The organism is Streptomyces sp. NPDC016677 (assembly GCF_055562815.1).
In genome coordinates this window covers 657,144-681,714 of record NZ_JBVHEO010000002.1, presented here as the reverse complement: position 1 = coordinate 681,714, position 24,571 = coordinate 657,144, and the positions used below count along the sequence as shown (strand labels likewise).

22 protein-coding genes and 1 tRNA gene are annotated in these 24,571 nt (G+C 73.1%); 18 read left to right on the top strand and 5 right to left on the bottom strand.

The genetic code is table 11. The annotated features are described in order from the left end of the window. Positions 1 to 57 precede the first annotated feature (57 nt). Positions 58 to 1,035, bottom strand: a complete 978-nt coding sequence (locus tag ACZ3IG_RS08385; protein ID WP_467430110.1) for a bile acid:sodium symporter family protein — start codon at positions 1,033 to 1,035, stop codon at positions 58 to 60. A 74-nt stretch (positions 1,036 to 1,109) separates the two neighbouring features. Continuing rightward, positions 1,110 to 1,520, bottom strand: coding sequence for a cupin domain-containing protein (locus ACZ3IG_RS08380; protein ID WP_467430108.1), 411 nt, complete (start codon positions 1,518 to 1,520; stop codon positions 1,110 to 1,112). 233 nt (positions 1,521 to 1,753) lie between these two features. Between ACZ3IG_RS08380 and ACZ3IG_RS08375 the strand changes: the two genes are divergently transcribed. The 12 genes from ACZ3IG_RS08375 (at position 1,754) to ACZ3IG_RS08320 (ending at position 13,027) form a co-directional block, all read left to right on the top strand. Beyond that, a complete protein-coding gene (locus ACZ3IG_RS08375; RefSeq protein WP_467430557.1) occupies positions 1,754 to 2,317 on the top strand; it encodes a carboxymuconolactone decarboxylase family protein in 564 nt (187 codons plus the stop codon). Beyond that, on the top strand, positions 2,314 to 3,834 hold the full coding sequence (locus ACZ3IG_RS08370; RefSeq protein WP_467430106.1) for a sugar ABC transporter ATP-binding protein: 1,521 nt from the start codon (positions 2,314 to 2,316) through the stop codon (positions 3,832 to 3,834). Before ACZ3IG_RS08375 ends, ACZ3IG_RS08370 begins: the two co-directional genes overlap by 4 nt. Further along, positions 3,831 to 4,850 (top strand): ABC transporter permease, encoded by a 1,020-nt coding sequence (locus ACZ3IG_RS08365; protein WP_467430104.1) that lies wholly within the window; start codon positions 3,831 to 3,833, stop codon positions 4,848 to 4,850. The genes ACZ3IG_RS08370 and ACZ3IG_RS08365 overlap by 4 nt, the downstream gene beginning before the upstream one ends. Before the next feature lie 116 nt (positions 4,851 to 4,966). Beyond that, positions 4,967 to 5,926 carry a sugar ABC transporter substrate-binding protein gene (locus ACZ3IG_RS08360; RefSeq protein ID WP_467430103.1) on the top strand — a complete coding sequence of 320 codons (960 nt, stop codon included), beginning with the start codon at positions 4,967 to 4,969 and terminating at the stop codon, positions 5,924 to 5,926. Positions 5,927 to 6,139: 213 nt separating this feature from the next. Then, complete coding sequence (locus ACZ3IG_RS08355) at positions 6,140 to 7,051, top strand: LysR family transcriptional regulator (RefSeq protein ID WP_467430101.1); 912 nt, start codon at positions 6,140 to 6,142, stop codon at positions 7,049 to 7,051. Positions 7,052 to 7,187: 136 nt separating this feature from the next. Continuing rightward, positions 7,188 to 8,105 (top strand): VOC family protein, encoded by a 918-nt coding sequence (locus ACZ3IG_RS08350; RefSeq protein WP_467430100.1) that lies wholly within the window; start codon positions 7,188 to 7,190, stop codon positions 8,103 to 8,105. A gap of 25 nt (positions 8,106 to 8,130) precedes the next feature. Next, positions 8,131 to 9,579 (top strand): NAD-dependent succinate-semialdehyde dehydrogenase, encoded by a 1,449-nt coding sequence (locus ACZ3IG_RS08345; RefSeq protein WP_467430099.1) that lies wholly within the window; start codon positions 8,131 to 8,133, stop codon positions 9,577 to 9,579. Continuing rightward, the gene (locus ACZ3IG_RS08340) at positions 9,576 to 10,349 is read left to right on the top strand and encodes a fumarylacetoacetate hydrolase family protein (protein ID WP_467430098.1); all 774 of its coding nucleotides are present in this window, start codon (positions 9,576 to 9,578) and stop codon (positions 10,347 to 10,349) included. The genes ACZ3IG_RS08345 and ACZ3IG_RS08340 overlap by 4 nt, the downstream gene beginning before the upstream one ends. Continuing rightward, a complete protein-coding gene (locus ACZ3IG_RS08335) occupies positions 10,346 to 10,717 on the top strand; it encodes a VOC family protein (protein WP_467430097.1) in 372 nt (123 codons plus the stop codon). The genes ACZ3IG_RS08340 and ACZ3IG_RS08335 overlap by 4 nt, the downstream gene beginning before the upstream one ends. Before the next feature lie 26 nt (positions 10,718 to 10,743). Beyond that, positions 10,744 to 11,532, top strand: a complete 789-nt coding sequence (locus tag ACZ3IG_RS08330) for an alpha/beta fold hydrolase (protein WP_467430094.1) — start codon at positions 10,744 to 10,746, stop codon at positions 11,530 to 11,532. After that, positions 11,529 to 12,005, top strand: a complete 477-nt coding sequence (locus tag ACZ3IG_RS08325) for a GlcG/HbpS family heme-binding protein (RefSeq protein WP_467430092.1) — start codon at positions 11,529 to 11,531, stop codon at positions 12,003 to 12,005. Before ACZ3IG_RS08330 ends, ACZ3IG_RS08325 begins: the two co-directional genes overlap by 4 nt. A 2-nt stretch (positions 12,006 to 12,007) precedes the next feature. Beyond that, complete coding sequence (locus tag ACZ3IG_RS08320) at positions 12,008 to 13,027, top strand: uroporphyrinogen decarboxylase/cobalamine-independent methonine synthase family protein (RefSeq protein ID WP_467430090.1); 1,020 nt, start codon at positions 12,008 to 12,010, stop codon at positions 13,025 to 13,027. Between the two features lie 22 nt (positions 13,028 to 13,049). Here ACZ3IG_RS08320 and ACZ3IG_RS08315 read toward each other — a convergent pair whose 3' ends face one another. The 3 genes from ACZ3IG_RS08315 to ACZ3IG_RS08305 all read right to left on the bottom strand — a co-directional run bounded on the left by ACZ3IG_RS08315 (position 13,050) and on the right by ACZ3IG_RS08305 (position 17,261). Continuing rightward, positions 13,050 to 14,681, bottom strand: a complete 1,632-nt coding sequence (locus tag ACZ3IG_RS08315) for an ABC transporter substrate-binding protein (RefSeq protein WP_467430088.1) — start codon at positions 14,679 to 14,681, stop codon at positions 13,050 to 13,052. 1 nt (position 14,682) lies between these two features. Next, a complete protein-coding gene (locus ACZ3IG_RS08310; RefSeq protein ID WP_467430087.1) occupies positions 14,683 to 16,863 on the bottom strand; it encodes a hypothetical protein in 2,181 nt (726 codons plus the stop codon). Positions 16,864 to 16,973: 110 nt separating this feature from the next. Then, complete coding sequence (locus ACZ3IG_RS08305; RefSeq protein WP_467430085.1) at positions 16,974 to 17,261, bottom strand: putative quinol monooxygenase; 288 nt, start codon at positions 17,259 to 17,261, stop codon at positions 16,974 to 16,976. Between the two features lie 223 nt (positions 17,262 to 17,484). On the opposite strand from ACZ3IG_RS08305, the gene ACZ3IG_RS08300 reads away from it, so the two are divergent. From ACZ3IG_RS08300 to ACZ3IG_RS08275, 6 genes are all read left to right on the top strand, one after another. Further along, positions 17,485 to 18,933, top strand: coding sequence for an aldehyde dehydrogenase family protein (locus ACZ3IG_RS08300; RefSeq protein ID WP_467430083.1), 1,449 nt, complete (start codon positions 17,485 to 17,487; stop codon positions 18,931 to 18,933). A gap of 27 nt (positions 18,934 to 18,960) precedes the next feature. Continuing rightward, positions 18,961 to 20,160 carry an L-2-hydroxyglutarate oxidase gene (gene lhgO / locus ACZ3IG_RS08295; RefSeq protein ID WP_467430081.1) on the top strand — a complete coding sequence of 400 codons (1,200 nt, stop codon included), beginning with the start codon at positions 18,961 to 18,963 and terminating at the stop codon, positions 20,158 to 20,160. A gap of 141 nt (positions 20,161 to 20,301) precedes the next feature. After that, on the top strand, positions 20,302 to 21,162 hold the full coding sequence (locus ACZ3IG_RS08290; RefSeq protein ID WP_467430078.1) for an amidohydrolase family protein: 861 nt from the start codon (positions 20,302 to 20,304) through the stop codon (positions 21,160 to 21,162). A gap of 13 nt (positions 21,163 to 21,175) precedes the next feature. After that, complete coding sequence (locus ACZ3IG_RS08285; protein WP_467430077.1) at positions 21,176 to 22,897, top strand: thiamine pyrophosphate-dependent enzyme; 1,722 nt, start codon at positions 21,176 to 21,178, stop codon at positions 22,895 to 22,897. 23 nt (positions 22,898 to 22,920) lie between these two features. Next, positions 22,921 to 24,000 (top strand): Ldh family oxidoreductase, encoded by a 1,080-nt coding sequence (locus ACZ3IG_RS08280; RefSeq protein WP_467430075.1) that lies wholly within the window; start codon positions 22,921 to 22,923, stop codon positions 23,998 to 24,000. Positions 24,001 to 24,094: 94 nt separating this feature from the next. Next, positions 24,095 to 24,168: transfer RNA gene (locus tag ACZ3IG_RS08275), tRNA-Pro, on the top strand. Positions 24,169 to 24,571 lie beyond the last annotated feature (403 nt).

Below are 24,571 nucleotides of genomic sequence, written 5' to 3'. Positions count from 1 at the left end.
CACCGCCCCGGCCCACATCATGCTGTGGACCGGGGCGGTGCCGTACAGGGGGGTGACTCAGCGGGGACGGCGGGACAGCCAGGCGGCGGCCAGCGCGCCGGAGATGTTGTGCCAGACGGAGAAGACCGCGGCCGGCAGCGCGGCCAGCGGGCTGAAGTGGGCGGTGGCCAGCGAGGCCGCGAGCCCGGAGTTCTGCATGCCGACCTCGAAGGCCATGGCGCGGCTGCCCCCCTCGCCCAGCCGGCCCAGCCGGCCCGCGCCGTACCCCAGCGCCAGGCCCAGGCCGTTGTGCAGCACCACGGCGACGAACACCAGCAGGGCGGCCGACTTGATGGCGTCGGCGCTGCCCGCCACCACCACGGCCACGATCACGGCGATGGTCAGCGCGGAGAGCCACGGCAGCACCGGCAGCGTCCGCTGCACCCACCGGCCGGCGACCAGCCGGACGACGAGACCCGCGAGGACCGGCAGCAGCACCGTCTTGAGGATGTCGGTGACCATCGAACCGGCGTCGACCGGCAGGTACTCGCCGGCCAGCAGCAGCGTCAGCGGCGGGGTGATCAGCGGGGCCAGCACGGTGGAGACGGTGGCGACGGAGACGGACAGCGCCACGTCGCCGCGCGCCAGGTAGGTGACCACGTTGGAGGCCGTGCCGCTGGGGGCGCAGCCGACCAGGATCACCCCGGCGGCGAGCTGCGGGGAGAGATGGAGGAGGTGGGCGATGGCCCAGCCGAGCCCCGGCATGATGACGTAGTGCGCGACCAGTCCGAGCGCCACCGCCCAGGGCCGCTTGGCGACCCCGCGGAAGTCCTCCGGGGTCATGGTGACGCCCATGCAGAACATCACGACGCCCAGCAGATAGGGCACTCCCTCGCTCCAGCCGGAGAAGCTGCCCGGGAGCAGCAGTCCGAGGGCGCCGGCCAGGAGGACCAGTACGGGGAAGACGGTGACGGCACGCCGTGCGGAGCGGTCACCGGTGGCCGCGGTGGCCGCGGTGGCCGCGGTGTCGTGGTGTTCGGTTCGTTCGGTACTCACCGTGCGAGACAACGCCTGGTCAGGTGCATGATGCAAGCGTGTCTCGGCATGTGATCGGTCACACGGGGGCGGGATCAGTCCTCGCCCATCCGGTCCTCGGCCGACAGGTGCTCCACCGTCTTGCCGGTCTCCGTGAACGTACGGGTCACATGGCCGGAGGAGTACACCCACAGGATGCGCAGCGGCGTGTCGCCGACGTTGCGGAACAGGTGCGGGACGGGGGAGGGGATGTACGTGGTGTCGTAACGCTCCAGCTTCGTCACCTCGCCGTCCACCCACACCTCCGCCTCGCCGTCGAGGACCGTCACGTGCTCGTCGCAGTTGTGCGAGTGCAGCGGCGCCCCGGAACCCACCGGGTACACGCTCATGCCACTGGTGACGCGGTTCTCCCCGCCGGCCGACGACGTGGTGATCAGGGGCGTGGTCACCACCGCACCGCCCCGGTCGAGCAGGGGCACGGACGCGGCCTTGATGATCGTGGTCATTGCGGGGATGTCCTTCCGTTCGGCGGCTCGCGTCGCACGACGTTAGGCCGCGCGGGCACCGGCCGGTGCCCTCGGGCGCGCAGTTTTACGTTGCGTTCCGCAAGGGGTGTGCCGCAACGGCCCGGCTGTACCGTCACCTGTCACCGCGGGCCGCTCGACCCGCCCGGGAAACGCGCCGGAAAGAAAAGGCAGGTGTCGGCCCGATGAGGCTCCCCGTGCTCACCGAAGAGGAAATGGACCAGCGGCAGCGGGAGTTGGCCGCGCGAATCGCCGGACGCCGCGGCGCGGTCCGCGGCCCCTTCCGGGTCTGGCTGCACAGCCCGGAGATGTGCGAACGGGCCGAGTCGCTCGGCGCGTTCGCCCGGTTCGACTGCGGCCTGCCGGAACACCTGCGGGAGTTGGCGCTGCTGCTGGCGGCCCGCAACTGGGACGCGCAGTACTCCTGGAACGCGCACGTCCACCAGGCGATCGAGGCCGGTGTCCCGGAGGCGGCCGTCAAGGCCATCGCCGAGAAGCGCGAGGCGGTCTTCGACAACGAGGCCGACCAGGCGTTCTACCGGTTCTGCAAGGAGGTCCTGGAGGAACACTTCGTCACCGACGCCACCTTCGCCGCGGCCCGGCGGCACTTCGGCGACAGGGGCCTGGTCGACACCATCGGCGCGCTCGGCAACTTCACCATGCTCGGCATGTGTCTCAACACCTTCCAGGTGGACCTCCAGCCCGGCAAGGAGCCGCCCTTCCCCGACGTCCGCGGTCACGGCAGGGTCGCCCCCGACGGCGACGGGGCCCGGCCGTGAGTGCCGTACCGGACCCGGCGGGCACCGGTGTGCGGGCCGTGCTGCGGGTACGGGGCGTCACCAAGAGCTTCGGCGGGGCCGCCGCCCTCAAGGGCGTCGACCTCGACCTGTACGCCGGTGAGATCCACGCCCTGATGGGCATGAACGGCGCCGGCAAGTCCACCCTGGTGCAGGTCCTCAGCGGCGTCCACCGGCCCGACGGCGGCACCGTCGAGGTGGGCGGCGAGCGGCATGCCGGACTCACCGTGCGCAAGGCCCGCGGACTCGGCGTCTCCTCGGTGCCGCAGCGCCGCGAACTGGCGATGGGGCTCACCGTCGCCGAGAACGTCATGCTGGGCGACCTGCCCACCCGGGCCGGCACCGTGCGCTGGAAGGCGGTCCGCGCCCAGGCGAGGGCCGCGCTCACCGGCCTCGGCATCGACATCGACGTCGACCGGGTCGCGGGCACCCTCACCGTCGCCGAGCAGACCATGGTCGAGGTCGCCCGCGAGGTGCGGCGCGGCGGCACGGTGCTGATCCTGGACGAGCCGACCGCCTGCCTCGGCGCCCGGGACGCCGGCCAGGTCCGCGCCCTGGTGCGCCGGCTGCGGGACGAGGGCGTCGCCGTCGTCTACATCTCGCACTACATCGACGAGGTCATGTCGATCGCCGACCGGGTCACCGTGCTGCGCGACGGCGCCCTGGCGCGCAGCGCCCCGGCCGCCGAGCTGGACCCCGCCTCGCTGGTGCGGGCCATGGCCGGCCGGGACGTGGTCTCCACCCGCCCCGTACGCCCGGCGCCCGAGGACGACCACGGGCTGGTCGTGCGCGGACTGACCGACGGCCGTGCCGTGCGCGACTTCACCGTCGAGGTCCGCAAGGGCGAGGTCGTCGCCGTCCTCGGCCCGGCCGGCGACGCCCAGTCCCGCCTGTTCGACCTGCTGTCGGGCCGTCGCCGCCCCGACGCCGGAGAGGTCCGCGTCGACGGCCGCCCCGTGCCCTTCGGCAAGGTCAGGGCGTCCCTCGCCAGCGGCCTGCGCTGCGTCACCGGGGACCGCCGCTCCCTCGGTCTGGTCCAGGGCATGACCGTGGACGAGAACCTGATGCTGGCAGGCGACCGCTTCGCCCGCCGCCGGCTGCACCGCGCCGCCCACCTCGCCCGCCGCGCCGCGCCCGTCCGCACCGCCTACGGTGTCGTCGCCCTCTCCGGCAACCCGCCGGTCGGCGCGCTGTCCGGCGGCAACCAGCAGAAGGTGCTGCTCGGCAAGTGGCTGGAGACCGAGCCGGTCGCCTGCTTCCTGGAGGACCCCACCAACGGGGTGGACGTCGCCGCCATGGCCGACATCCACGCCCTCGTCGACGGCCTCGCCGCCCGCGGTGTGGCCGTCCTGCTCGCCTCCTCCTCCGCCGAGGAGGTCATGCGCCTGGCCGACCGGGTCGTCGTGGTGAGCGCCGGCCGCACCGTCGCCGAGCACGACATCCACGCCATCACCCGCGACCAACTGGTCGCGACCGCACTCGGAGGTCAACCGCAGTGAGCCTCAAGACCCCCTCCGCCGCCCCGGACGTCACGGCCGACGGCCCGCCCGGCCGGGCGGACTCCCGCCCCGGCGCCCGGAGCCTGCTGCGCGTCCCGCACGGCGGGCTGATCCTCGTACTGATCCTGGTCTGTGTGTTCACCGCCGTGCAGGCGGACGCCTTCACCTCCTCGCAGAACCTGCTCAACGTGGTGCGTCAGGTCAGCGTCAACGCCGTCATCGCGGCCGGCCTGACCCTGCTGATGACCGCCGGCGGCATGGACTTCTCCATGGGCTCCAACGCGGCCGTCACCCTGTGCGCGGGCGCTCAGTTGCTGGATGGCGGCTGGTCCACACCCGCCGTGGTCGTCGTCTGCCTCGCCCTGGCCACCCTGATCGGCCTGGCCAACGGGCTGGTGGTGACCTTCACCCGGGTCGCCCCGTTCGTCGCCACCCTCGCCTCGGCGATGCTCCTGGACGGTGTCGCCCTGCTGGTCCTGGACGGCATGAGTGTCACCACCGGCGACAAGATGTCCGCGCTCGGCAACGACGAGGTCGCGGGTGTGCCGTACCTGACGGTGGTGGCCGTGCTGGTGCTGGCGCTGACCGGCGTCACCATGCGGTTCACCACCTTCGGCCGGGACGCGTTCGCGATGGGCGGCAACGAGCACGTCGCCCGGCTCAGCGGCATCGACGTCGGCCGGCGCAAGCTCGCCCTGTACGCGCTCGCCGGGGTGCTCGCCGGTCTGGCCGGCCTGATGCTGCTCTCCCGGCTCGGCGCCGCCGCGCCCAACACCGCGGGGCTCCAGACCCAGTTGACCGCGGTCGCCGCGGTGGTCATCGGCGGCACCTCGCTGGCCGGCGGCCACGGCACCGTCGTCGGCACCGTCTTCGGCGTGATCCTGCTGGGCGTGGTCGGCAACGCGCTGAACCTGCTCCAGGTCGACAGCAACTACCAGCTCGTCGTCACCGGCGGGGTGCTGCTGGTCGCGGCCGTCGTCAACGAGTTCCAGCGCGGGTCCGCACCAGGGCATTAGCGTCCCGGCCGCACACCCTCCGCCTCCGCACGTCCCCGCACCTTCGCGCGTTCCCCCATCCCGGCGCAGCCCCGCGCACGCACCTTCTCTTCGACGACGCAGGAAAGGTTCGACCCATGAACTCCGTCCGCTCACGCCGCACCGTCGCGGCCCTTCTCATCGGCGCCACCGCCCTGGTGCTCGCCGGATGCGGTTCCGGAGACGACAGCGGCGGTGCTGCCGAAGGCTCCGTCTCCCTCGGGTTCGTCAACGGCTCCACCACCCACTTCCACTCCTGTCTGCTCAAGGCGGTCGAGCAGGAGGCCGAGGCGCGGGACGCCACGGTCTACTCGGCCAACTCCAAGCAGGACGCCGGGACCGAGCTGTCCAACATCGAGGACATGATCTCCCGCGACGTGGACGCACTGATCGTGCAGACGGTCAACGTCGACGCCCTGGAGGGCGACATCGCCAAGGCCAAGAGCGCGGGCATCCCGATCTACCTCACCTCGGTCGCCACCTCCGACATGGACGACGTGCTCGGCGCCGCGGTGGTCGACCTGAAGAAGGTCGGCGCGCTGGACGCCGGGTGGATCGCCGAGGACGCCGCCGGCAAGGAGGTGACGGTCGGCGTGGTCGCCGGTGCCCCCGGCGCCGCCTCCGACCTGCTGGTCGGCGGGTTCCAGGACGCCCTGCCGAAGAACGCGAAGGTCGTCGCCGACCAGCCCGGCATGTTCAACCCGGCCAAGGCGCAGGACGTCGCCGAGAACATGATCCAGGCCCATCCCGGCCTGGACTACGCCTTCGTCGCCAACGAGGAGATGGCGTTCGCGGTGCGCAAGGCGTTCGACGCCGCCGGCGCCGAGGACGTGCGGATCGTCTCGGTGAACGGCACCGAGGACGGCATCGCCGCGGTCGAGGACGGGCGCCTGGCCGCCACCGTCGCCAACTCGGCGATGACCATCGGACAGACCGCCGTGAAGAGCACGATCGGACTGCTCGGCGAGGCACAAGGTGTTGACAAAATCTCTGACATTCCTCTTGTCTTGGTCACGAAGGACAACCTGAGCGAGGCTCCGCAGTACTGCCCGAAGTAGGCCCCCACCGGGAACCGGCGCCCCCTCACCGCACGAGCCACCCGCACGAGCCGCATCCGCACGAGCCTCACCCGCACGAGCCGCGCACATCCCGCCCGCCGCGCGTCCGGCCTGCCCCGTGGACCCGCCACGGGGGCGGGCCGACGGCACGACGGGCCCTTGCTCCCCGCCCCGCGCCGCCGGTCGGACGGGGAGCGGCCTCCGGAGGGAAACATGGACCGTCTGCTCCTCATGCACAGCCTCGTCACCGTCGCCCAGGTCGGCAGTTTCAGCGGAGCCGCCAAGAAACTCGGGTCGTCGGGCTCCCTGGTCTCCCGGCACGTCGCGGAGCTGGAACGCCAGGTCGGGGTCCGTCTGGTCAACCGCACCGCCCGCTCGGTGAGCCTGACCGAACCGGGCCGCCGTTACGCGGAGTTCGCCGCCCGCATCCTGGACGAGATCGAGGCCGAGGACGCCGGCATCGCCCGGCTCCACGACCGTGCCGAGGGCACCCTCAGCGTCATCTGCCCCAAATGGATCGGCAGCCTCGACCTCGGCGACGCCATCGCCGCGTTCTCCGCCGCCCACCCCAAGATCCACATCCGCTTCGAGCTGGGCGGCATGTCGGACCGCACCTACGACTTCCTGGACAGCGGATTCGACATCGCCTTCCACACCCGGGACCTGCGCGATTCCAGCGTCCGTCTGAAGAAGATCTCCTCGCTGCCCTTCGTGCTGTGCGCCTCCGGGGAGTACATCGAGCGGCACGGGGACCTGACGCACCCCAACGACATCGCCCACCACGACTGCCTGGTGCACGTCAACGACCCGGTCTGGCGGATCGGCCACGGCCACGCCAGCACCCTGCACAAGATCCGCAACATCGTCTTCTCGTCGAACTCCTACATCGCCCTGCAGAAGGCCGCCGTACACGGCCGCGGCCTCGCCCTGCTGCCCCAGCGCCCGGTCCACGACGACATCGCCGCCGGCGCCCTGAAGGTGCTGCTGCCGGAACTGGCCGTCCCCGACCGCCCGCTCTACGCGATCTACGGCCCCGGCCGGGACACCCCGCGCAAGGTGAGCGTCTTCCTGGACTTCCTCGCCGACTGGTTCTCCCGGCACCCCATCGCCGCCGCCCGGCCCTGAGCGCCGCGCGTGCCCGCGGCGGCTTCGACCGTGCCGGCGGCGCAAGAAAGGGTTGCGCACCCGGCGGCCCCCGGGCCATTGAGGCCCCACCCTCCGCAAACCTACGCTCACCAGGCGAGACGGAAACGAGGAAGCCATGGGAATCCAGCGCATCGAGTCGGTCACCCACAGCGTCGACGACCTCGGCGCATGCGTCCGGTTCTTCGAGGACTTCGGTCTCTTCCTGGTGGAACGCACCGACGAACACGCGGTGTTCGAGACGCTCACCGGACAGACCCTCCACCTGGACACCGACCCGAGCCCCCTGCTGCCGCCCCCGGTGGAGGACGGCCCCACCCTGCGCGAGGTCGTCTGGGGCGTCGACACCCAGGAGGAACTGGACCGGCTGGTGACCGCCGTGGCCCGCGGCCACCGGGTCCGCACCACCGCCGACGGCGTCCACCACACCGTCGACAGAAGCGGCTTCGGCGTGGGCCTCACCCTCGCCCGCCCCAGGAAGGTCACCGTCGAACCCCGCCGCGCCAACACCTACGGCAGTGTCCACCGCTGGAACGAGCCGCTGGAGCCGCTCACCCGCGCCCACCCCCTGCGCATGTGCCATGTCGCCCTCAACATCGCCAAGGAGGGCAAGGACGAGGCCGTCGCCTTCTACACCGGCCTCCTCGGCTTCCGCCCCACCGACGTCGTCGAACCCATGGGTGTCTTCATGCGGGCCCCCGGCGACGACGACCAGCACACCATGCTGCTCTGCCACCGCCCCGACCGCGTCTGCGTGAACCACATCGCCTACGAGGTCCCCGGCTTCGACGATGTGGTCGAGGGCGGCAACCACATGATCGAACGGGGCTGGCGCGAGGCCCGCAGGCTGGGCCGGCACACCGTCGGCTCCAACGTCTTCCGCTTCCTGCACGCCCCCTGCGGCGGACGCGTCGAGTACGCCGCCGACATGGACCGGGTCGACGACACCTACGAGACCCGCGTCCACGAAACCACCCCGCCGCACCACATCTGGGCCCTGCGCACCCACCGTGACCAGGACGCCCCCGCGTCCTGAACCCCTTTCGAGAGGGCACCCACCCATGACCACCGACCACGGCCGCCCCGCCGTCCGCATGTACATCGCGGGCGAGTGGTGCCAGGGCGAGACCGGCCGTACCGCCCCGATCACCGACCCCGCCACCGAGGAGGTGATCGGCGACGTCCCGCTGGCCACCACGGCCGACCTGGACCGCGCGCTCGACGCGGCGGCGCAGGGCTTCCCGGTGTGGCGCGCGACCCCGGTCACCGAGCGCACCCGCATCCTGCACACCGCCGCCGACCTGATCGCCGAGCGGGCCGGCGCGCTCGGCCGGACCGCCACCCGGGAACAGGGCAAACCGCTGCGCGAGTCCACCGGCGAGGCCCGCCGCACCGCCGCCACCCTGCGCTGGCACACCGACGACGCCCGCCGCGCCTACGGCCGGGTCATCCCCGCCGACCCCGGCACCGTCCTCACCGTGCGCCGCGAACCCATCGGCCCCGTCGCGGCGTTCGTCCCGTGGAACTTCCCCGTCGGCGGCCCCAACCGCAAGATCTCCTCCGCCCTGGCGGCCGGCTGCTCCCTCGTCATCAAGGCGTCCGAGGAGACCCCGGCCAGCGCCATGGAACTGGTCCGCTGCTACGCCGACGCGGGCCTGCCGCCCGGCGTCCTCAACCTCGTCTTCGGTGAACCCGCCGAGGTCTCCGAGCGCCTCATCGCCTCCCCGGTGACCCGCCTGGTCGCCTTCACCGGCTCCGTCCCGGTCGGCAAGCTCCTCGCCGCCAGGTCCGGCCAGGTCATGAAGCCCTCCCTGATGGAGCTGGGCGGCCACGCCCCGGTGATCGTCTGCGCCGACGCCGACCCCGTGACGGCCGCCCGCACGGCCGCCCGCGCCAAGTGGGCCAACGCCGGCCAGGTCTGCACCTCGCCCAGCCGCTTCCTCGTCCACGCGTCGATCGCCGAGGAGTTCACCGCCGAGTTCGTCAAGGCCGCCGAAGCGGTCACGGTCGGCGACGGGCTGGACCCGGCCACCACCATGGGGCCGCTCGCCAACGAACGCCGCCTCCAGGCCATGGAGCGCCTCACCGCCGACGCCGTCGCCCACGGCGCCGAGATCCGCACCGGCGGCAGGCGCCTGGACCGCCCCGGCTGGTTCTTCACGCCGACCGTCCTCACCGGCGTACCCGAGGACGCGGAACTGCTGAGCGAGGAGCCGTTCGGACCGCTCGCGCCGATCGTCGCCTTCCACGACCTCGACGAGGCGCTCGCGCTCGCGAACAGCCTGCCGTACGGGCTGGCCGCCTACGGCTTCACCGGCTCCGCCGCCACCGCCGAGCGGCTCTGCGCCGAACTGGAGGCCGGCATCCTGTCGGTCAACCACTGCGGCGGCTCCGTCCACGAGGCCCCCTCCGGCGGCGTCAAGGACAGCGGCTACGGCCGTGAGGGCGGCCCCGAGGCACTCGACGCCTACCTGATCACCAAGCGCGTCTCCCACCTGCTGGCGCCATGAGGTACGCGCGCGTCGCGGCCGGCGGGCGGGCGGTGTGGGGCCGGGTGGGGGAGCGGGACATCGAGCTGCTGTCCGGCTCCCCGCTCCAGGAGACCGGTGTCGACGTCATCGGCACCGTGCCCCGCGAGGGCGCCCACTGGCTGCCGCCCGTCGTCCCGCCCGTCTTCTACGCCGTCGGCCTGAACTACCCCCGGCACATCGCCCACGCCGGGGTGCCCACGCCCGAGCGCCCCGAGGTCGGCTACCGGGCCAACAACGCCCTGACCGGGCACCTCACGCCCATCGTGAAACCGGCCGAGGTCACCGGCCGCTTCGAGGCCGAGCCCGAACTCGTCGCCGTCATCGGCCGCACCCTGCGGCACGCCACCCACGACCAGGCCCGCGCGGCGGTCTTCGGCTGGACCGTCGGCAACGACGTCAGCGCCCGCACCTGGCAGCACCAGGACCGCACCCTGTGGCGCGGCAAGAACAGCGACACCTTCAAGCCGATGGGCCCCTGGATCGAGACCGACGTCGACGCGCTGGCGCAGACCACCACCCTGCGCGTCAACGGCGACGTCCGCGCCGAGTTCGCCACCGGCGACATGGTCTTCGACCCGTACGACTACATCGTCGAGATCACCCGGCACATCACCATGCACCCCGGCGACGTGCTCTGGATGGGTGCCGAGTCCGTCTGCCCGCTCGAACCCGGCGACACCGTCGAGGTCGGCATCAGCGGCATCGGCGCCCTCTCCAACCCCGTACACCTGGAAGGGAACGCGTCATGAGCGCCACACCCCGCTACATCCACCACGTCAACTTCCCCACCACCGACCCCGACCGCACCGCCGAGTGGTACGCCAAGGTCTTCGGCATGAAGCGGATCATGCCCAAGTCCAACACCCGCGTGGTGCTGATGACCCGCGGCACCTTCGACCTGCACTTCACCCCGGTCGAGGAGATGGAGCGCATGGCGCCCTACCACTTCGCCGTCGAGGTCGACGACTGGGACGACTTCCTCGCCCACCTCAGGGAGCTGGGCATCCGGCACACCCGGCCCGTCCAGCGCCCCGAGAACCAGTCCGAGTTCTGCTACATCCACGACCCCGACCACACCATGATCGAGCTGGTCCACCACGCCAAGCGCCCCAACTGACGTACGCTGTCGAGGAGTTGCACCCCATGCCTTTCGCCGACTCCGACGGCACCGCCGTCTACTACGAGCGCCACGGCAGCGGCCCGGCCATCCTGTTCGTGCACGGCAGCGGTGGCCACCACGCCGCCTGGTGGCAGCAGGTCGCGGCGCTGCGCGAGCGGTTCACGGTCGTCACGCTCGACCTGCGCGGCTTCGGCAAGTCCGACAGTTCCCTGCCGGAGTTCGACGGCCAGGACTTCCCCGGCGACGTCGTCGCGGTCCTGGAGGCGGCGGACCTGACCGACGTCATGCTGGTCGGCCAGTCCATCGGCTCCGTCGCCGCCCTCCGCGCCGGCCTGCTCCGCCCCGACCGGGTCTCCTGCGTCGTCCTCGGCCACTCCCTCGGCGGCATCAACCACCCCGAGCTGCGGGAACTGGCCGCCGCCGACCGTGCCGAGGCCGTCAAGCTGCCCGTCACCGACCGGCTGCTCACCAAGGAGTTCCAGACCGAACGCGCCGACCTCACCTTCCTCTTCCAGCAGATGGGCACGTTCAACGCGGCCAGGATGCAGGACCTGCGCAACCTCGACACCGACGGCCCGACCCTGGACGAGATCCAGCACTCCGGTGTCAAGGTCGCCTTCCTGGCCGGCGAGAAGGACGCGGTGCTCGGCGTCAAGACCGTCACCCGCGCCCACGAACTGCTGCCCGGCTCCCACCTGGAGATCGTCCCCGGCGCCCCGCACTCCATGTACTGGGAGACGCCCGAGCCCTACAACGCCGCCCTGGCCCGGCTGCGCCGCACCCTCACCGCCCCGGAGGAAGCCGCCGTATGAGCACCATCAGCCTCGACGCCGCCGAAGAGATCATCGCCGCCGCGCTCCAGCGCGGGCGGGCCGTCGGCAAGGCGGTGAGCGTCGCCGTGGTCGACGCCGGCGGCTTCGTCGTCGCCGTCCGCCGCTCCGACGGCGCCCGCCCGCTCACCCCCGACATCGCCCGCGCCAAGGCGTACACCGCCGCCGTGATGCGGCGCCCCGGCAGAATGCTGAAGAAGTGGCAGGAGAGCCAGCCCGTCTTCTTCTCCCAGCTCTCCCAGCTCCCCGGGGCCGCCCAGCCCATCATGGCCACCGACGGCAGCGTCACCGTCAAGAAGGACGGCGAGGTCATCGGCGGCCTCGGCATCGCCGGCGGCACCGCCGACGAGGACCAGGCCATCGCCGACGAGGTGCTCGAATCCCTCGGGTACGAGCTGGAGTTCGCGGCCTGGGGCGTCGCGGCCGAGCCCGCCGCCCAGGGAACGGAGAGCTGATCATGGCGGACACGTACAACTACCGCATCGACCACCACGGCAGCCTGGTCCGCCCGGCCCGCCTGGTGCGCGACGACCCGGACTCGGTGGCGGACGCGGTCGCCGAGGCCGTCGCCGACCAGCGCAGGCTGCGCTCCACCGTCGTCACCGACGGCGACTTCCCGCGCGAGGACTTCCGCGGCGCCGTCCTCGACCGTGTCTCCGGCTTCCGCCGCACCGGCGAGACGGGCCCCGACGGCCTGGTCCGCTGGGTCGCCGAGTCCCCGCCGAAGGCGGACGGCCCGCTGCTCGCCGACCGGGCCGCCCGGCTCACCGGGCTGACCCGGATCGCCCCGAAGGTGTCCCTGCCCTCCCCGGCGTACCTCGCGGCCACCACGTACCGGCCCGGCCCCGGCCTCTCCTCCGCCCGCGAACTGGGCGAGGCGCTCGCGGAGATCGTGCGGGCGGAGATCGCCCTGCTGGTCGCCGAGGGTGTCCGCCTGATCCAGCTCAACAACCCGCTCCTGCTCGGCCAGGCCGGCACCGAACCGGCCCCCGGCGGCGCCCTGTCCTTCGAGGACGCCCTCGCCGTGGACGCCCTCGCCGTGGACGCCCGGGCCGTACGGCCGGCCGAGCGGCCCGAGGGCGTCCGCGTCGCCGTGTCCCCGGGCTGGGCGGCACCGGCCGCCGTGGACCGCGCCCGCGCCGAGCGGATGTACACCGGCATTCCCGCCGACCGCTGGGTGCTCCCGTTCGACCGGGGCACCGCGGCCGAGACGGACCTGGTGCGGGCGCTGCCCGAGGGGCGGGACTTCTGCCTGGGCGTGGTCGACGCCACCAGTCCGGCACTGGAGGACATCGACACGGTGATGTCCCGCATCGACCCCCTGGAGGCGTTCGCCGACCTGGAGGACGCGGCCGTGTCCCCGTCCCGGGGCTTCGCGGACGTCGCGGCGCGGCCGCTGCTGACCGCCGGGGACCAGCGCCGCAAACTGGTGCTCGTGGAGACGATCGCGCGCTACTGCTGGGGCAACGAGTTCTGACGGCGCGGGGCGGGGGACCGGCTCAGCCCTTGGTGTTCAGGCACCGCTCGGCGGTCAGCGGCCGGCCGGTCGGCCACGCCACCCCCTGGTAGGCGAGGTGCCCGCCGGGCCCCTCGCCGCCCTCGGCCACCAGCCGGACGATCGCCACCGCCTTGTCGTACGGGGTGCCGTCGCCGCCCAGGCAGATCCACCCACTCGCCCCGGGCACCTTGTGCACGCCGTGCAGCCGCCGCCACGCCTCCTCGATGGCCGCGAGATCCGGCACCTCGCCCTTCTCGGTCACCCGGTTCTCGATGCCGGTGATGGCGGTCAGCGCCGAGTCGTACATGGTGATGGTGCGCCCGTCGGAGAGGTCGGTGGCGCCGATGTCCCCCGGATCGTGCGCGGCGTCCGGCTCCAGCAGACCGGTCAGTTTCGCGAGGTCCGCGGGCGAGCCGCCGGTCGAGGGCGGCGCGGGGCTGCCGTCCGCCGCCCACACGTCCGGGTGGGTGATGGTGGCGTACTCCACGGTCAGGCCCTTGCCCCGGGTGAGCGCGCCCCAGTCGAGGCTGGGCTCCAGGGTGATGGTCGACGCCCCGGAGACGGTGACGAGGGTCAGATGCCGGTCGCAGCCGCGCCGGCCCAGCGCGTTGATCAGCTGGGCGAGTGCGGCCGGCCGTCCGGCGAAGTAGAGGGTGGTGGCCCGGGAGTCGCAGATGTTGTTCACCATCTGCTGGAAGTCGTTGTTCGTCACCCGCTGGGCGTCGTACTGCTCCGGGCCGCTCGCCGCGTTCCTGGTGACCTCGCGGAACGCCTCCCGCAGCGACCTCGCGTACAGGTCGGTGCCGCTGATGTCCTCGACGAGGAAGGACTTGGTGTCGTCCTGGTCCAGGTAGTGCCGCAGCGCGCGCGCCTGGTCGTGGTTGGACGGCACCACCTTCACCAGGCCCGGATACGGCGTCCTCCCGCCGTCGGCGAGATCGGTGGCGGTGATGGGGCCGCCCACCACCGGGATCTTCTTCTCCCGGGTGAGGTAGCCGATGGTGTCGGCGTTCTCCTGGACACTGAGGTTGAAGCCGAACACCGCCCGCAGCCGGTCCTGGTCGGAGGCGGCCAGCTCGGCGAGCCAGTCGGCCACCCGCCGGCCGTGCTCCAGGTCCCGGCCCGGGTTGGCGAGGACGAGCCGGACGGGCACGTCCTCCGGGGCCACCACGTCGGCCCGGTACTGCGCGAGATAGGCGCCCTGGACCTCGCGCAGCAACTGGGCGCGGTCCGCCGCGCTCTCCTCACCGGGCGTCATGGGGATCATCAGGGCGATGGTGGCGTACGGCTTGTCGCCCTGCTCGACACGGTGGTTGAGTTCCTCGATCCGCGCGGACACGGCGGCGAGGGCGTCGTCGAACACGTAGCCGCCGTCGCTGATCCCCACACACTGGCCGTCCTCCCGGACCAGCCGTTCGTTGCCGCTCTGGCAGTAGTCCGGCAGCGCGGCCGTCCAGCAGACGACGGCCACCGCGCCGCCCGCGACGAGGGCGCAGACGACGGCGACGGCGTTGCGGACGAGGTGGTCGACACCGGCGTGCCACACCCACCACAGGACCAGTGCCGTGGCGACGACGAGCGCGCTCGCCCCGCCGACCAGCAGCCATCCGGGCCAGAACTCGGGTGCCGGCACGTCAGTGGTCCCTTCGCTCGGCCGGAATGGGCAGTTCGGGAACGCGCCGCCCCTGGGCGAGCAGCGCCGGCCAGAGCCGGGCGGCCTCCACGGTGGCGATGTCCTGGTCGTCGTAGGCGATGTCGAAGCCGCTGAGCAACTGGCGCAGCCGGTTGTCCGGGCTGTCGGGGTCGTCCGTGTAGAGGGAGGAGAGCGTGGACAGGTCCTGGAGGCGGGTCACCAGCGCCGCGACGGCCCGGTGCCGGCCGTCCGGACGCGGCCCGGGACAGGCCGGGCAGCTGCCGGGCCCCTCCGGGTGCTGCCGCGCGTAACCGTCCGGCGGCCGGGGTGCCGCGCAGACGAACTGCACGGCGGCCAGCCAGGAGCGCCGGTCGTCGGTGCCGAACAGCTGGTGCAGTCCGGCCACGGCCTCCTCGCGGCGGCCCAGGGCCAGGGTGTGGTGGAGCCGGGCGATCAGCGCGTCCCGGTCGTCGGCGGCGGCCCGGCCGTAGTGGGCGGCGGCGGCCGAGTGCAGCCGTGTCCAGTACGCGAAGGCGTCGGGCCCCCGGCGGGCGGGTGTGCACTCGGCCCGCAGCCGGTGCAGCAGCAGTTCGCGCAGGGCCCGGTCGCCGACCGGAGGCACGAAACCCGCCTCGCCCGCCCAGGGGGACCGGTCCCAGTGCTCGGCCCGCAGGAAGGCCCGCACCCGGTCCCCCGCCGCCACCTCGCCGTCCCCGAGGCCCGGCAGCCGCCGTACGTCGTCGAGGCGCAGCGCCACGGCCCAGGGCAGCAGGGGCTCGATCAGCGACCGCTCGGGCACCAGGTAGTGCAGCAGGACGTCCGCGACGCTCGCCTCCTCGGCCGGACCCGCCGGGGGGAGGCCGAGCAGCGCGCGGCCCAGGCCCTCGGTCGCGCACCGGCGCAGCACACTGTCCCGGCCGCGGCGCAGGTCCTGCCGGGCGGCGTCGGTCAGCGGCCGGGCCAGGCCCGCGCGGCCGGCGCTGATCTGCCCGGTCACATCGGGCAGCCCCCGGGGGCAGCCCGTGCCGAGGGCGGCCGCGATGTCCGCGGTCCGCAGCGCCGGCGCCCTGAGCCACAGCTGCCAGGCGTCGGGCGACCGTCCCCGCGGGCTCTCCCAGGCGAGCGTGCCGATCCTCGTCACGTCGGCCGGGTGCCGGTCCCGGTCCGGTGCCCCGCCGGGGCCCGCGCCGAGCCGGGTGCTGACGAGCACGGGACGGCTGACGTCCGCGCCCCGGCCGGGGTCCGGCCCCGCGGCCTCGGCGTACGCGGTCAGCAGCAGGTCGAACAGGCGCTCGCCGGTGCGGGTGTGCGTGTCGTCCAGGACGACCAGGGGCAGCGGGCGGGTGAAGAAGTGCCAGGCCCGGTAGTAGGCGTCGATGTCGGCGAAGAACGCCGCGGCCAGCCGCCGTTCCAGGTCGTCGCGGGCGGGGGCCGGCAGCTCGAAGCCCAGGTGCTGCGCGTACCGCAGCAGTTTCTCGATCCCGGTGCCCGGGACGCCGAGCGGCCGCTCGTCCCACCACCGCAGCGCCGCCGCGTCCAGCCCCTGGCCGCCGCGGCCCCGACGGGCCTGCCGCAGCAGCTCGCGCACCAGGTCCTCCAGCGGCGCCAGCACCGGGATCCACCGCAGCAGTGGGACCGTCGCGTCGACCAGGGCACCGAAGCGTTCCCGTACGGCGGGCTCGCCGGCCGAGTCCTCCAGTGCCTGCTCCAGGTCCTGCCGCTGCCGCTGGAACGTCGCCAGCTCGGCCGGACTCGGACCGTCCGGGTCGGCCCGGGGCGCCGACTCCTCCAGGGTGACGACGGCCAGTACGGCGTAGGTGAACCGGGGGAACGCGATGCGCCCGAATTTCGGCACGCCGGCGTTCAGCTCGTGGACCAGCCAGGCCAGGGCCGCCAGCGGGCGGGAGACGAGCAGGCCCGCGCCGTCCGCCGGCGGCGCCGCGGCCGGGACCGCCCGGTCGGTCGCGGGCCACTTGGCGACGTGCAGCCGGTTGACGTACCGGCCGTGCAGGGCCTGGCACACCGCGGTCCGGCCCGTTCCGCGCCCGCCGTAGATCCTGATGACCGGGGCGCCGCCGGGCCAGCCGGGCCTGGTGCCCCTGCCCCGCGCGTCCAGGCCGACCGCCCGGGGCACGAAGGTCTCCAGCAGCGGCCCGTACCCGTGGAGTTCACCGTTCGCCATCCACGCCCCCGTGGGTGTGCGGTCGCCAGGGATGGCCGGGAACTTAGCACGGACCCCTTCAACACCACAGTGCGGCAGGGAAGTTGGTACCTACCTGAGATCTCGGCCCGTCACAGCGCCTCGGCGAAGGTCACCGACCGGCCGGTCAGCAGCGGCCACACCGTCTTGACGATCTGCTCCTGGAAATGCGGGGCCGCCTGGTGCGCCTCGAACCCGGCGGCGTCCTCGTACCGCTCGTACAGCAGGAAGCCGCCGGGATCGTCCGCCACCGCGTGCACGTCGTAGGCGAGGTTCGCCGGCTCGGCGCGGGTCGCCTCCCGCGCCCTCAGCAGCGCGGCTCGCACCGCGTCCGCGTCGGCGGGCGCGCAGCGGTAGTGGGCGACGACTGCGTAGGCCATGAGCGGTCTCTCCTCGGCTCGGGACGGTGTCCGGGGCGTACCGTCCGGACGGCAGATTCCAGCATGGACCACCCCTGGCCCGGCCCGCGCGCGGCGCAAGCAATGCCTGCCGCCGCGGGGCTGGTGGGCCGGTCCCGGCATGGTGTGTCGTCGCTTCCGGCCCCGCACGGCCGACCCGCTGACCGCGCCCCCCTGTGCCGCGGCCGATGAAGGAAGTGATCTGATGCGCACCCTGGAAACGCTCCTGGGCGGGGAGTGGGTGACGACCGGCGAGTGGATCGACGTCCACGACCCGGCCGACGTCCGCACCCCCGTGGCCCGGGTCCCGGCCCTCTCCGCCGAGGACGTCACCCGCGCCTACGACCACGCCGAGCGGGGCTTCGCCGGCTGGAAGCGCACCAGCCCGTTCGAGCGGGCCCGCGTCCTGACCGGCGCCGCCCGGCTGATCCGCGCACGCCTCGACGAGATCGCCGCCGACGTGACCGCCGAGAACGGCAAGACCCTGGCCGAGGCCCGCGGCGAGGCCGGCAAGGCCGCCGACTTCCTCGACTACTACGCCGGCCTCGCCCGCCAGGGCTATGGCACCCTCCTGCACGACGCCCGCCCCGGCACCCGTACGCACACCCAGCGCGAGCCCGTCGGCGTGCTGCTGGTCATCAGCCCCTGGAACGACCCGCTGATCACCCCGGCCCGCAAACTCGCCCCGCTGCTCGCCACCGGCAACGCGGCCGTCCTCAAGCCGGCCACCGGCACCCCGCTGTCCGGCCTGCACCTCGCCCGCGCCCTGCACGAGGCGGGCCTGCCGGCCGGGGTGCTGAACGTGGTGACCGGCCGGACGCCGAAGATCGAGGAGGCGCTCCTGGACGACCCGCGGATCGCGGGCGTCACCTTCACCGGCTCCAACGAGGTCGGCGACCTGCTCCGCCGCCGCCTCGCCGGCCGCAACGTCCGCTTCCAGGGCGAACTGGGCGGCAAGAACGCCTCCGCCGTGCTGAGGGACGCCGACCTGCCGGCCGCCGCGCGGGCCGTCGCCGCCGCCGCCTTCGGCCAGGCCGGCCAGCGCTGCACCGCCACCAGCCGGGTCGTCGTCGAGCGGCCGGTGCACGCGGAGTTCACCCGGCTGCTGGTCGCGGAGGCCGAGAAGCTGACCGTCGGTCCGGGAACCGACCCGGCGACGACGATGTGCCCGCTGTCCGGGCCCCGGCAGCGCGACAGCGTCCTCGCCGCGCTGGCCAGGGCGGTCGAGGAGGGGGCCCGCGTCCTCACCGGCGGCGGTGCCGACACCGAGGGAGACCGCGTGCACGGCTGCTATGTGCGGCCCACCGTGCTCGGTGACGTCACCCCCGGGATGGCCGTCTGGCGGGACGAGGTGTTCGGCCCGGTCCTCGCCGTCCGCGCCGTCGACGACTTCACGCACGCCGTCGAAGCGGTCAACGACTCCGTGTACGGCCTGGCCGCGGCCGTCTTCACCCGTGACCTCGGCGCCGCCTACCGCTTCGCCGACGAGGCCGAGTGCGGCCAGATCGCCGTCAACCACCCCACCCCCGGCTGGGACGTGCACCTGCCCTTCGGCGGCTTCCACGACTCCGGCACCGGCTACAAGGAGCAGGGCGACGAGGTCCTGCGCTTCTCCACGCGGGTCAAGACGGTCGCCGTCCACTTCGGCGCGTGAACGAGCTATCGACGAAGGAGGACGCCGATGGCTGACGAGACGATCGGCATCGTCGGCGCCGGCATCGTGGGCCTGGCCCTGGGCCGCGAGATCGCGCTGCGCAGGCCCGGCACCCGTGTCGTGGTCGTCGAGAAGGAACCGCGGGTCGCGCTGCACCAGACCGGCCACAACTCGGGCGTCGTGCACGCCGGCATCTACTACCCGCCCGGCAGCCTGAAGGCGGACCTGACCGTCCGCGGCGTGGCCCTGCTGCGCGAGTACTGCCAGGACCGCGGCCTGCCCTACCGGGAGATCGGCAAGCTGGTCATGGCCGTCCGCGAGGACGAGCTGGGCCGCATGGAGACCCTCTACCGGCGGGCCAAGGACAACCACGTGCCCGACCTCAGGAAGGTCTCCCGGGACGAGATCAAGGAACTGGAGCCCCACGCCGGCGGCATCGCCGCCCTGCACTCCCCGCGCACCGCGATCACCGACTACCCGGCGATCGCCCGGGAGTTCGCCAAGGACATCACCGCCTCCGGCGGCGAGGTGAAGCTCGGCTTCCCCGTCACCGGCATCACCGGCGTCCCCGGCGGCGTCGAGGTCGCCTCCGGCGAGCGGCGCCTGAAGACGGACCGGCTGATCCTCTGCGCCGGCCTCCACTCGGACACGGTCGCCAGGCTCGCCCGGGACCGGCCAGAACCCAGGATCGTCCCGTTCCGCGGCGAGTACATGCTGCTCAAGCCCGACCGCGCCCACCTGGTGCGCGGGCTGCTCTACCCGGTCCCCGACCCCCGCTACCCCTTCCTCGGCACGCACTTCACCCCGCGCGTCGACGGCACGGTGGAGGTCGGGCCCAACGCCGTCCTCGCCCTCGCCAGGGAGGGCTACCGGCTCACCACGGTCTCCCCGCGCGACCTGCTCGGCCTCGCCGCCTACCCCGGCACCTGGAGGATGGCGGCCCAGCACTGGCGTACCGGCGTCAAGGAGTACCGCGGCTCGCTGTCCACCGCGGCGTTCATGCGCGACGCGGGACGCTACGTCCCCGGGGTCGGCGCCCAGGACGTGGTGCGCGGCGGAGCGGGCGTCCGCGCCCAGGCCCTGGACCGGGACGGCACCCTCGTGGACGACTTCCGCGTCCACCGGGCCGGCCGGATCACCGCCGTGCGCAACGCGCCCTCACCGGCCGCCACCGCCTCCATGGCGATCGCCGAGCACATCGCCGGCGCCGTCTTCGGCGACGCCTGACGCGATCCGGAAACGCCCTGCGTACGGCGCGTTCTCGCGCAACAACAGCTTGCGTCCCGGGCTCTCTGCAAGGCCCCGGCACCCCCCTAGCGTTCCTTCCACACCACCGCAGCGCCCCCGACGAGAAAGCGAGTTCACGACATGTTCGTCGTCGACACCCAGATCCACATCTGGAAGGAAGAGACCCCGGACCGCCCCTGGGTCCCGGGCGCCCGCGAGCGCATCCGCCTCAACGGCCACCGCGAGGCACCCTTCTCCTACCAGGAGGCCCTGGAGCTGATGGACGAGGCCGGCGTCAACCGGGCCCTCATCCTCCCGCCGTCCTGGGAGGGCAACCGCATCGACTACGCCCTCGAAGCGTGCGAGGCCCACCCCGACCGCTTCGGCATCATGGCCCGCGTCCCGCAGGACAACGAGGCCGAGGGCACGGCCCTGCTGACGGACTTCGCCCAGAACCCGCACATCAAGGGCACCCGGCTCACCTTCCACCGCCCGCAGGACCGCAACTGGATGATCGACGGCACCAACGACTGGTACTGGCCGGTCGCCGAGCAGCTCCGCGTCCCGACCATGGTCCACGCCCCCATCTGGAAGCGCGAACTGGGCGAGATCGCCGCCAAGCACCCCGAGCTGAAGATCATCATCGACCACATGGGCATCATGGCCCGCTGCGTCGACGACGCCATCGGCTACTGGGTCCAGGAGACCGCCGACCTCGCCCCGCACCCCAACATCTACGTCAAGGTCTCGGCGCTGCCCGGCTACTCCACGCAGCCCTTCCCGAACAACAACATCCAGAAGTACGTGCGCGAGATGGTCGACAGGATGGGGCCGCGGCGCTGCTTCTACGGCACCGACATCACCCGCCTGCTCGGCCACGGCATCACCTACACCGACACCATCGAGCAGTTCACCAAGCACTGGGACTTCACCCCCGAGGAACTCGAATGGATCATGGGCCGCGGTATCTCCGAGGTCCTGAACTGGCCGTACGAGGGCTGAGGGACCGGACGAGATGACGGGCACCCCCCGCAACGAGCCGGGCGCCGACGCCGGTGACGGCGGCGACGCCTTCGTATCCGCCTTCACCGCCGCGGGCGCCGACTACCTCTTCTGCTCCTCGGGCTCCGAGTGGGCCCCGGTGTGGGAGTCGCTGGCCCGCCGCCACCGCGACGGCGAGCCGGCCCCCGCGTACCTGGACCTCACCCATGAGACGGTGGCGGTCGGCATGGCCACCGGCTACGGACTGCTCCGGCGCCGTCCCCAGGGTGTGCTCCTGCACGCCGCCCCCGGTCTGCTCCAGGGCTCCATGGCCGTGCACGGGGCGCTGCTGGCGGGGGTGCCCATGGTGGTGGCCTCCTCGGAGTCCACCACGTACGGCGACGGCCCCGGCCAGGACCCGGGCGGCCAGTGGTACCGCAACCTGTCCGTCGTGGGCGGCCCGCACCACATGGCCCAGCCGTTCACCAAGTGGGCCAACGAGGCCGCGCACATCAGCACCCTGCCCGCGATGATCACCCGGGCGGCGGAACTGGCCTGGCGGGCCCCGGCCGGCCCCGCCTACCTCGACATCCCGCTGGAGACCCTGCTGGAGGACTGGGACGGCCGCGAGGCCAAGCCCGTCGTGCCACCCGGCTCCACCCACTCCTCGCCCGAAGAGGTCGACCGCGTCGCGCAGTTGATCCGCGAGGCGGAGAACCCGGTCGTCGTCACCGAGACCGCGGGCCGCGAGGCGGGCGGCTTCGAGGCCCTCGTCGCCTTCGCCGAGGCATGGCACGTGCCCGTCGTCGAACCCGACTCGGCGGTCTGCGGCAACTTCCCGCGCACCCACCCCCTGCACGCCGGCAGCGACATCGGACCGTGGACGGCCGAGGCGGACCTGATCCTCCTGGTCAACTGCCGGGCCCCGTTCTACCCGCCGAGCCGCCGGCCGTCGAAGGCCAGGGTCGTCGTCGTCGACCAGGTGCCGCAGCGCCCGCACATCGCCTACCAGGTGCTGTTCGCGGACGCCTACCTGGAGGGCGACGTCACCCACACCCTGCGCCAGCTCACCAAGCGGGCGAAAGACCTGGACGGGACCGCGGTGAGCGCACGCCGGGCGGCCCAGGAGACCCGCCACACGGCCGAACGCGAGGCGATCGCCGCCGCCGAGGCGAAGGCAGGGCAGTCACGGGGAGTCGACCCGGTCCTGGTCGCCGCCACCCTCCGGGGGCTGCTGTCCGGCCGGGACGGCATCGTCGTCGACGAGACCATCACCCACAGCAAGACCGTCCGACGCCACCTGCGCACGGACGCCCCCGACTCCTACTTCTACGTCCAGGGCGGCCTCGGCCAGGGCATCGCGGTGGCCCTCGGCGTCAAACTCGCCGCCCGGGACAGGCCCGTGGTCCTCACCGTCGGCGACGGCGCCTTCGCCTACAACCCGGTGATCCCGTCGTACGACGCGGCCAGGAGCTACGACCTGCCGCTGCTGATCGTGGTCTTCAACAACCGCGTCTACAAGTCGATGAACCTCAACCACCGCCGCTTCTACCCCGACGGCGCCGCCGCCGGGACCGGCGAGTGGCTCGGCACCGACCTGCACCGCCTGCCCCGCCTCGCGGCCTTCGCCGAACCCTTCGGCATGCACACCGAGACCGTCGACACCACCGACGCCCTCGCGCCCGCCCTGGAGCGCGCCCTGAAGGCCGTGGCGGAGGGCACCACCGCCGTCGTGGACGTCCTCGTCATTCGTTGACCGACCCAGGAGACCTACGCACCATGACCGACACCCCGACCCCGGCGCCCGAGCCGGGCAAGGTCCGCGTCCCCGCCGACGACCTGCGCGCCTTCGCCGCCGCCCTCCTGGAGAAAGGGGGCCTGAGCCCCGAGCACGCCGCCACCACCGCCGACGTCTTCGTCTGGGCGGCCCGGCGCGGCGTCGAGTCGCACGGCGTGGCCCGCGTCCCCGCCTACCTCGACCTGCTCGCCGAGGGTGTGGCCAACGCGACCCCCGACGTCAAGGTCGAGTCCACCACCCCGGCCGCCGCCGTCATCGACGCCGACCGCGCCCCCGGCCCGGTCGCCCTGACCGCCGCCGCCGACGAGGCGGTCGAACGGGCCCGCGCCTTCGGCATCGCCTCCGTCGGGGTACGCCGCACCGTGCACACCGGCGCCATCGGCTACTACGTCTCCCGGATCGCCGACCAGGGCCTGGTCGGCCTCGGCTTCGTCGCCGGCATGCCCACCATGGGCTACACCGGCGTCAAGGGCGCGGCCGTCGCCACCAGCCCCCTGGCGATCGCGGTCCCGGCCGCCGGCCACGCCCCGCTCCTCCTCGACATGGCGACGGCCACCATCGCGCTCGGCAAGATCCGCCAGGCCAGGGCCGACGGCACCCCGCTCCCCGAGAACGCCGCCGCCACCGAGGACGGCACCCCCACCACCGACCCGTCCCTGGCGGTCATGCCGCTGCCGCTGGGCGGCGCCAAGGGCTCGGGCATGTCCCTCGCCTTCGAACTCCTCACCAGCGTCCTGGTGGGCGCGCCGATCCTCTCCTCCTTCCACTCGGCCGACCCGGCCGGCCGCCGGCACCGCCAGAACGCCCTGCTGATCGCCGTCGACCCGGCGGCCTTCGGCGGCAGCGCGGAGGACTTCACCGGCGCCGTCGACACCACGCTGGACACCGTCAAGGGCCTGCCGGCCGCGGAGGGCGCGTCCGGCGTGTACTACCCCGGCGAGCGCAGCGCCGCCGTGGCGGCCGAGCGCGGTACGCACGGCGTGCCGGTGGCCCCCAAGGTGTGGCGCGAACTGACGCGGGCAGCCGAGAAGTTCGGCATCACACCCCCCGACGCCGCCTGACCCGGGGGACCGTACGTCGCCGGCCGCACTCAAGGGGGGACGGCCGGCGACTTCCCCCACTCCGCGCATACGGTAGGCTTGACCTGCGAGTTCACGGGACGTGGCGCAGCTTGGTAGCGCACTTGACTGGGGGTCAAGGGGTCGCAGGTTCAAATCCTGTCGTCCCGACTGGTGACAGTCGCAGGTCAGGGCCGGTTTGGGAGAGATCCGAAACCGGCCTTTGATCATTCTTGGGGACCAGTTGGGGACCAGTTGGGGACCAGTGGGGATATTTGGCGTCCTTGACCGGGGCAGCGGGGCATGGCGATCGGGCTGGGGACCGAGCGGGGGCGGGGCGCGGACTGCGGTGAGGTGCCCGGAGAGGGCTGCGCCGGCGGCTGTTCCGGGCCTGTTCGCAGAGCTTCTGCCAGCCGGTGACACGGGCGGGGTTGACCCTGATGGTGCCGTCGCGGACGGCCTGTTCCATGACGCGCACCAGGGCGGGGATGGTGTTCTTCACCTAGAGCGGCTGTGCTCGTCGGCGATCCAGTTCTGCACGGTGCGGTCGACGACGCCGTTGGTGATCATCCGC